Below are 8,725 nucleotides of genomic sequence, written 5' to 3' on the forward strand. Positions count from 1 at the left end.
GTCTTTTCTTGTGACTGCGCCTGTCTTGTCATCAAATTTGTGGCCGGTTAGCTCTCGCCGTCGGCGCGGGGCTCGCGCTGGCGCTCGGCCCGCTCGCGCCGCGTCTGACGGGCGGCGCGTGGGGCGGTGCATGGGGCAACCCCGGCGGCCAGCCGGCGGGCTTCGCGCAGCGCGCCGATATCGCGTACGCGGTGTACTCGCCGGAGCGGCGTCATCCGGTGGAAGTCGCCGCGAGCGAGGAGGAGCATCTGATCGCCTGGCTGTCGAAGCGGTTGAACCGGCCGCTGTCGGTGCCGTCGTTGCAGGAGTATGGTTATTCGCTGGTGGGCGGCCGGTTGCTGCCCGGCGAGGCGGGGCCGGCCGCGCAGTTCATGTACGAGAACCAGGCGGGCGCACGCCTCACGCTCTACGTGACCGGTATCTCGCGCAACGAAACCGCGTTCCGGCTTTTCCGCGACGGCGACCGCCGCACTTTCTACTGGGTCAGCGACGGCATGGGCTACGCGCTGTCCGGCGCGATCGCCGAGGGCAAGCTGCGCACCATCGCGATCGACGTGTGCAGCGCGCTCGGCGGCAAGCCGCAGATGTGGCACGACGACGAGCAGTAGCGGCCGGTAGCGGCGCGCCGAGCTGCGTGGGTCCGCCCGTATCGGAAAAGGAGACGCGTTGCCCCAGACCCTGCCTCCCAACGTTTCCGCCGCGCAGTTCGAGCGCGCGCTCGCCGGCTGGCGCGCGGTGGTCGGCGACGCGCACGTGGTGACGTCCGGCGCCGGCCTCGCCGCGTATCTCGATCCGTTCGCGCCCGGCGAACCCGGCGCGTTTGCCGCGAGCGCCGCGCTGCTGCCCGCGTCGGTCGACGAAATCCGCGCGCTGCTGCGCATTGCCAATCAATACCGCATTCCATTGTGGACCGTGTCGACCGGACGCAATTTCGCGTACGGCGGCGCGGCGCCGCGCCTGAGCGGCTCGGTCGTGCTCGATCTGCAGCGGCTGAACCGCATCCTCGAAATCGACGAAACGCTCGCGTACGCACTCGTCGAGCCGGGCGTCAGCTATTTCGATCTGTACGCGCATCTGCACGACAAAGGTTACAGACTCTGGATCGATCCGCCCGCGGCCGGCTGGGGCAGCGTGGTCGGCAACACGCTCGAGCGCGGCTTCGGCTATACCGACTACGGCGATCACGCGGCGGCGCAATGCGGGATGGAAGTGGTGCTCGCCAACGGCGACGTGCTGCGCACCGGCATGGGCGGCGTCGAAATCGGCACCGCGTGGCAGGTGTATCGGCCGGGTTACGGCCCGTCGTTCGATGCGATGTTCATGCAGTCGAACTACGGCATCGTCACGAAACTGGGCGTCTGGCTGATGTCCGCGCCGCCCGCGTATCTGCTCGGCGAAATCCAGTTCCGGCATGAAGCCGATCTCGAAGCGATCGTCGATATCCTGCGGCCGCTGCGGCTCGACGAAACGATCCGCAACCATGCGGTGATCGAGGGTGGCTTACGCCGCGCGGCGGGCCTGTCGGCACGCCGCCAGTGGTACGACGGCGAGGGCGCGATGCCGGAGCGCGCGGTGGCCGCGATGCTCGACGCGCTCGGCGTCGGGCGCTGGAACCTGCACTTCGCGCTGTACGGCGCGCCTGAGATCATCGACGCGCGTTATGCACGAATAGAGCGCGCGTTCGGGCGGGTGCCGCAGGCGCGGCTGTCGGCGGCGCGTTACGCGGGCGATGCTCAGCCCACCGGCGGCGGCGACCGCAACATGGCCGGCATTCCCGCGATGACCGCGTTCCGCATGCTCGACTGGCGCGGCGGCGCGGGCGCGCACGTCGACTTCGCGCCGATCTGTCCGGCGACAGGGCGTGACGCGATGCGTCAGTACACGATGGTGAAGACGCGCGCGGCGGAATACGGCTTCGATTACTACGGCGGCTTTACGGCGGGCGCGCGTCATCTGCATCACGTCTTCGCGGCGATTTTCGATCGCGACGACGCGCATCAGGTCGAGCAGGCCGGCCAGTTGCTGCGCTCGCTGATGAGCGACGCGCGCGCGGCCGGTTACGGCGAATATCGCGCGCATCTCGCGTATATGGACTTTGCCGCCGCGCAGTACGGCTTCAACGACGGCGCGCTGCTGCGGTTGTCGGAAACGATCAAGGACGCGCTTGACCCGAACGGCATTCTCGCGCCGGGCAAGCAGGGCATCTGGCCGGCGGCGTGGCGCGACCGGCGGGGATACACGTGAAGCGAGCGCGCCTGGAATCTGAGCCAAACGGACTGAAAGCACACACAACATGGACCGGCGCACTTTCATGCTCACGGGCGCGTGGCTATCGACGGCGGCGGGCGGCGCATGGCCGTGGCTCGCGCGGGCCGCCGCGTGCGGCAACGATGCCCGCGCGTTGGCGATCGTCGACGCCACGCTTGCCTGCGGCGCGTCATTCGCGCGCTATGCCGCGCACCTGAAACTGGCCACTTTCGAAACCGGCGACGACATCGGCGCACTCTGGTTCACGACACTCGCGCCGCGGCTCGACGACCGCGCCGTCGCGCGCAACGTGCCGTCACTGATCGGCTTCACGCGCCCGGCCGACTACTTCGTCCTGCGCCATCTCGCGATCCGCACCGGACGCTTCGTCGACCACCACCACGAACAGCGCGCCGGCCCGCACGCGCAGCCGGCGTACGTGGCCTTCGCGCTCACGCCGCGCGTCACGCATCGCGCGTAACGCGCACCGCCGCGCCCGCCGCGCCGCCGGAACACCGCTAGAACTTATACGCCTTGTTGTTCGGATCGAACGTCGAATCGTCGAAGGTCTTCGGCGTGACGTTCTCGAACACGATCCGCTCGAACGGCTTGCCGTCGTTATCGTAAGACTCGACAGTGCGGAAGAACGGCCGCCGTAAATCCAGCCCGAGCGTTTCCTTCTTCGCGTAGAACCGTGGCTGCCCGGCCGGCGTCTCGAACGTGAAACGTGAACGCGACCACGCGCACGCCGTCGATCGTTTTCACTTCGATGCGGGTCGAGCGCGGCAGGCCGCTCTCGGCGTATTTCCTGCCCTCGCTGAGGTACTGGCCGGCGATGTACTCGGTGCCGAGATCGCGCACGTCGTGATTCGATTGCGAGCGCGCGAGCGCGCCCGTCAGCGAGGTCCACAACGGCATCACGTGCATGATGCCGCCGAGGTGGCCGTACATTTCGTCGCTGCGCTTCGATTCGTCGTAGATGATTTCCTGGCCCGCGTGCGCGCCGTCGGGCAGCCACTTCGCGTAGATCCGCAGCGGGTCGTGCGCGATCCGCACGAGCATGTGATCGGGCTTGTCGGGCCACTGGCCGTGAATGCGTTCCGAGCGCGACATCGTGAACTCGTACGACGGGTAGCCGTTCGGGCCTTCCTTGATGTAGCGCGGCAACGCGAGCGGATCGAGCGACTGGAACAGCGCGATCAGTTGCGCGTCGTCGAGCTGTTCCAGCGCGCCGCTTTGCTGCGCGGCGCGCAGCCATTTGACCTGCCTGTCCAGCGTGAGCTTGCCGACTTGCGACGCGGGCGTGGTGGGCGGCTGCACGGCGCTCGCGGTGTCGAGCGGCGGCGGGCGGTCGTCGTTTTGCGCGAAGGCGGCGGACATCGGCAGGAAGAGGGCCGCGCCGGCGAACAGCGTGGCCGTTAACGAACGCCTGAACGACGAACGCCTGAACGCGCGCGCGAGCCACTCGCGCGGCACAGCGCCGGGCTCGTCCGTCGAAACCCGCGGACGGCGTGAACCGGCCGACATGCAATGCGTCATAAGCCTTTCTCCGGAAAACGGCGTAGCCAATGATGATGTAACGCAATGGCGCAAGCCGTATTCCCGTCAGGCCGACTTCTGCTTCGCGAGTTCCTCGTCGCGCAACGCCCGCCGCAGGATCTTGCCGACGTTGGTTTGCGGCAGCTCGTCGCGAAACTCGACGAGCTTCGGCACCTTGTAGCCGGTCAGATTCTTGCGGCAGTACGCGATCACCTGCTCGGCGGTGAGGGTCGGCGCGCGCCGCACGATGAACACCTTCACGCGCTCGCCCTGCACCGGATCGGGCACGCCGATCGCCGCGACTTCGCGCACGTCCGGATGCGCGGCGATCACGTCCTCGATCTCGTTCGGATAGACGTTGAAGCCCGACACGAGAATCATGTCCTTCTTGCGGTCGATCAGCCGGATAAAGCCGCGCGAATCCATCACGCCGATATCGCCGGTCGCGAGCCAGCCGTCGTCGCTGAGCACCTTCGCGGTTTCGTCGGGGCGGTTCCAGTAGCCCTTCATCACCTGCGGGCCCTTCACGCACAGCTCGCCCGCCTCGCCGATGTTGGCCCAACTGCCGTCGTCCTTCCTGAAGCGCACCTGGGTGGACGGCGCGGGCAGGCCGATCGAGCCTTCGAAGTCGCGCAGATGGGTCAGGTCGACCGGATTCATCGACACGATCGGTGAGCACTCGGTGAGCCCGTAGCCTTCGACGATCGGCTTGCCGGTCACCGCCTTGAAGCGATCGGCGACCGCTTTCTGCGTCGCCATGCCGCCGGCCATCGCGAGCTTCAGGTCCGAGAAGTCGCGCCGGCAGAATTCCTCGTTCTCGAGGAACGCGTTGTACAGCGTGTTCACGGCGGTCATGCCGGTGAATTTTTCGTGACGGATGATCATCATCACGCGCTTCATGTCGCGCGGATTCGCGATCAGGATGTTGCGCCCGCCGAGCCCCATGAAAATCAGCGCGTTCACGGTCAGCGAGTAGATGTGATAAAGCGGCAGCGGCGTGAGCACCGTTTCGACGTCGCCGGAGAGCTGCCCGGCGGCCCACGCCTTCGCCTGCAGCAGATTGGCGATGATGTTGCGATGCGTGAGCATCGCGCCTTTCGCGACGCCGGTGGTGCCGCCCGTGTATTGCAGGAACGCGATGTCGTCGTGGGTCGCGTGCACCGGCCTCAATGGCCGCGAGTAGCCGGTCGCAAGTGCTCTCAACAGCGGTACCGCGTGCGGCAGCCGGTACGCGGGCACCATCTTCTTCACGTGACGCAGCACGAAATTGAGCAGACGTCCCTTCAGATTCAGCCCGTCGGCGAGCAGGTCGCCGAGACCGGTCACGATGACGTTGCGCACTCTGGTGCCCGGCAGCGCGTCCTCGAGCGTCTTCGCGAAGTTCTCGAACACGACGATCGTCTGCGCGCCGCTGTCCTTCAACTGATGCGCGAGCTCGCGCACCGTGTAGAGCGGATTCACGTTGACGACCACGCCGCCCGCCTTGATCGTGCCGAACAGCGCGACCGGATACTGGAACGTATTCGGCAGCATGATCGCGACACGTTCGCCCGGCTCCACGCCGATGCTTTGCAGGTACGCGGCGAACGCGGTCGCCTTGCGGCCCAGCTCGCCGTACGTCAGATTCGCGCCGACGCTGACATACGCGACGCGCTCGCGGAACTGCGCGACGCACTCGTCGAAGAACTGGCCGATCGACTCGTATTGCGTGACGTCGATTTCATGCGGCACGTCGCTGGGGTAGGACGCGTACCAGATGCCGTCGGTGTTTGGCGCGTCGGCGGACCCGGCGGCGGCCGGGAGCGGGGCTCGGGTAGGCTCGGTCATCGGTCGTCTCCTGTGGCTAAAGCCGTGGCTTGCTCTGTTGCTATCCGACGTGCGGGCATGCGGCGCCGCGAATCCGGGCGCACCGCGCTACCGTTCGAGAATCGCGATCACCCCCTGGCCGCCCGCCGCGCAGATCGAAATCAGCCCGCGCGCGGTGCCGGCCGGCTTGTCGAGCTGCGCGAGCAGCTTCGCGAGGCCCGCGACGATGCGCCCGCCGGTCGCGGCGAACGGATGGCCGGTCGCGAGCGAGCCGCCGTTCACGTTCAGTTTCGCACGGTCGATCGCGCCGGGCGCGCCGGCCAGCCCGAGCTGCGTGCGGCAATATTCGTCATCCTGCCATGCCGCAAGCGTGCACAACACCTGGGCCGCGAACGCTTCGTGGATTTCGTACAGATCGAAGTCCTGCAACGTGAGCCCGGCGCGCGCGAGCATGCGCGGCACTGCGTACGCGGGCGCCATCAGCAGGCCTTCCTTGCCGTCGACGAAGTCGACGGCGGCCGTCTCCGACCCGCTCAGATACGCGAGCACCGGGAGCCCGCGTTCGGCCGCCCACGCTTCGCTCGCGAGCAGCACCGCGGACGCGCCGTCGGTGAGCGGCGTCGAATTGCCGGCGGTCAGCGTGCCGGCGTCGCGGTCGAACACCGGTTTGAGGCTCGCGAGCTGTTCGAGCGTCAGATCGGCGCGCAGATTGTTGTCGCGCGCGAGGCCGCGATACGGCGTCATCAGATCGTTGACGAAGCCGCGCGCGTACGCATCGGCGAGCTTGCGATGGCTCTCGTACGCGAGTACGTCCTGCGCCTCGCGCGAGATGTTCCAGCGCTTGGCCATCAGCTCGCAATGCTCGCCCATCGACAGGCCGGTGCGCGGCTCGCTGTTGCGCGGCAGCAGCGGCTTGAAGAACATGCCGGGCCGCAGTTTGCTGAGCGCGCCGAGGCGCTGGCCGGTGCTTTTGCCGCGATTCGCTTCGAGCAGGATCTTGCGCATGCGCTCGTTGACGCCGATCGGCGCGTCGGACGTGGTATCGACGCCGCCCGCGATGCCCGCGTCGATCTGCCCGAGCGCGATCTTGTTGGCGACGAGGATCGCCGCTTCGAGGCCGGTGCCGCAGGCCTGCTGCACGTCGTAGGCGGGCGTTTCCTTCGCGAGCGTCGTCGACAGCAGCGCCTCGCGCGTCAGGTTGAAATCGCGCGAATGCTTGATGACCGCGCCCGCCGCGACTTCGCCGAGCCGCACGCCGTGCAGGTCGTAACGATCGATCAGGCCTTGCAGCGTGAACGTCAGCATGTCCTGATTCGATGCGCTCGCGTACGCGGTGTTCGAGCGGGCAAACGGAATCCGGTTGCCCCCGACGATGGCGACGCGGCGCACGGCGGGTTGCGGGTGGGACATGCGGGGCTCCTTCGGGTCGTGGCCGGGTTATTGGATGCGAGGGTGGCGCGGGTGACGCGGGTGGGGGCGGTGCTACGAATACCGAGCGCCGGTTTCATTGCAGCCTCCACTGCATGCGTCCGCGCAAATGCGGCTTTTCACCGTTGATATCGCGCACTTCCAGATCGCGCTCGATCAGCGACGGCGCCGCGCTCCACAGCGACGCCTCGCCCGGCAGCAGCATCGGCACCTTGAATTCGGCGGCCAGCGTCGCCTCGGCGAGCGGCTTCGGCGGCTGCAGCGACGACGCGGCGCGCGCGAGCGTCCACATGCCATGCGCGATCGCGCGCGGAAAGCCGAACGCCTTCGCCGACAGCGCAGACAGGTGGATCGGGTTGTAGTCGCCGGACACGCTGGCGTAGTCGCGGCCCAGTTGCGGCGCGAGCTGCCAGCGCGCGATGCGTTGCAGCGCGCCGGGGCCGGGCGTGAGCGATTCGAGTGGGTAGCCGAGCGCGGGCACCGCGCGTTTCAGATAGACGCTGTCGCCGTCCCACACCGCCTCGCCGCGCCGGTAGATGCGCGTATGCACGACGAACGCCTGGCCTTTGTCGTGACGCAGCAGCGCGCCGAATTCGACCTCGACGCGCAGCAGATCCTTGTACGCGAGCGGCCGGCGCAGGCGCACGTGGTTGGCGAGATGCACGAGCCCGAGCGCCGGCCACGGAAACGCCGGATCGGTCAGCATCAGCAGATGCAGCGGAAACGCGAGCAGATGCGGATAGGTGAGCGGCACGCCATGCTCGGGGATGAAGCCGCACACGCGTGCGTAACGCCATACCGGACCGGGGTCGAGCGCGACGGCGGGGCGCACGAGTCGCAGCGCCGGCAGATGCGTGTCGCGTCTACGCTTGACGATGCCCGACAGCGCGCGCGCATAGAGCTTCGCCGGCGCAGGCAGCGTTTCGACGACGACGGTCTTCGGCCGCGCGCCGTTGCCGCCCGGCATGGGCGCGCCATGACGGCTTCCGAACGGATCACCCGGCTCGTCGATGCCCATGCTCACGCTCCAATCAGGCTTTGACCGCACACGCGCACGACCTGGCCGGTCACGCCCGCCGAGCCCGGCTGCGCGAGCCATGCGATCGTCTGCGCGACGTCGGCCGGCTGGCCGCCCTGGCTCATCGAGTTCATGCGGCGGCCGGCCTCGCGGATCGCGAGCGGAATCTTCGCGGTCATCTGCGTTTCGATAAAGCCCGGCGCGACTGCGTTGATCGTGATGCCGCGCGCGCTTAACCGCGGCGCCATGCTCTCCACGCGGCCGATCACGCCCGCTTTCGAGGTCGCGTAATTGGTCTGCCCCGGATTGCCCGCGATACCACTGATCGACGATACCGCGACGATGCGGCCGCCGTCGCGCAGGATGCCGCCGGCGAGCAGCGCGTCGTCGATGCGCTCCTGCGCGCTCAGGTTGATGTCGATCACGCTTTGCCAGGCGGCGTCGGTCATCTTCGCGATGGTCTTGTCCTTCGTGATGCCGGCGTTGTGCACGACGATGTCGACGCCGAGTTCGTCGAGCGCGGCGGCGATCTGCGCGGGCGCCTCGGGCGCGGCGATGTCGAACGCCAGCGCGGTGCCGTTCAACTGACGCATCGTGGCATCGAGCGCGTCGCGCGCGGCGGGGACGTCGAGGCCGATCACGTGCGCGCCGTCGGCCGCCAGCACGCCCGCGATCGCCGCGCCGATG

Annotated in this window: 6 protein-coding genes and 2 pseudogenes; 3 read left to right on the forward strand and 5 right to left on the reverse strand. The window is 68.0% G+C overall.

Annotated features, from left to right (window positions below; genetic code table 11):
* Positions 1 to 53: 53 nt before the first annotated feature.
* The 3 genes and pseudogenes from QM685_RS36420 to QM685_RS36430 all read left to right on the forward strand — a co-directional run.
* Positions 54 to 608, forward strand: a pseudogene (locus tag QM685_RS36420) (anti-sigma factor family protein); the annotation flags it as partial.
* A gap of 58 nt (positions 609 to 666) precedes the next feature.
* On the forward strand, positions 667 to 2,244 hold the full coding sequence (locus tag QM685_RS36425; protein ID WP_415124321.1) for an FAD-binding protein: 1,578 nt from the start codon (positions 667 to 669) through the stop codon (positions 2,242 to 2,244).
* 49 nt (positions 2,245 to 2,293) lie between these two features.
* A complete protein-coding gene (locus tag QM685_RS36430) occupies positions 2,294 to 2,728 on the forward strand; it encodes a hypothetical protein (protein ID WP_415124323.1) in 435 nt (144 codons plus the stop codon).
* Between the two features lie 37 nt (positions 2,729 to 2,765).
* Here QM685_RS36430 and QM685_RS36435 read toward each other — a convergent pair.
* The 5 genes and pseudogenes from QM685_RS36435 to QM685_RS36455 all read right to left on the reverse strand — a co-directional run.
* Positions 2,766 to 3,774: pseudogene (locus tag QM685_RS36435) on the reverse strand (DUF1571 domain-containing protein).
* 78 nt (positions 3,775 to 3,852) lie between these two features.
* Entirely contained in the window at positions 3,853 to 5,613 is a 1,761-nt protein-coding gene (locus QM685_RS36440) for an AMP-binding protein (RefSeq protein WP_415124325.1), read from the reverse strand.
* A gap of 87 nt (positions 5,614 to 5,700) precedes the next feature.
* Positions 5,701 to 7,002, reverse strand: coding sequence for an acetyl-CoA C-acetyltransferase (locus QM685_RS36445; protein ID WP_415124327.1), 1,302 nt, complete (start codon positions 7,000 to 7,002; stop codon positions 5,701 to 5,703).
* Between the two features lie 94 nt (positions 7,003 to 7,096).
* Positions 7,097 to 8,032: a MaoC/PaaZ C-terminal domain-containing protein gene (locus QM685_RS36450; RefSeq protein WP_415124331.1), complete on the reverse strand. Its 936-nt coding sequence runs from the start codon at positions 8,030 to 8,032 to the stop codon at positions 7,097 to 7,099.
* 8 nt (positions 8,033 to 8,040) lie between these two features.
* Positions 8,041 to 8,725: SDR family oxidoreductase (locus QM685_RS36455; RefSeq protein WP_415124329.1), on the reverse strand; the 685-nt coding region annotated here is incomplete at its 5' end.

Source organism: Paraburkholderia sp. (assembly GCF_047605525.1).
Classification (GTDB): domain Bacteria; phylum Pseudomonadota; class Gammaproteobacteria; order Burkholderiales; family Burkholderiaceae; genus Paraburkholderia.

Coding starts and splice junctions, on each gene's coding strand:
- QM685_RS36445 (WP_415124327.1), bottom strand. CDS start 7,002: ATGTCCCACCCGCAACCCGCCGTGCGCCGCGTCGCCATCGTCGGGGGC.
- QM685_RS36440 (WP_415124325.1), bottom strand. CDS start 5,613: ATGACCGAGCCTACCCGAGCCCCGCTCCCGGCCGCCGCCGGGTCCGCC.
- QM685_RS36430 (WP_415124323.1), top strand. CDS start 2,294: ATGGACCGGCGCACTTTCATGCTCACGGGCGCGTGGCTATCGACGGCG.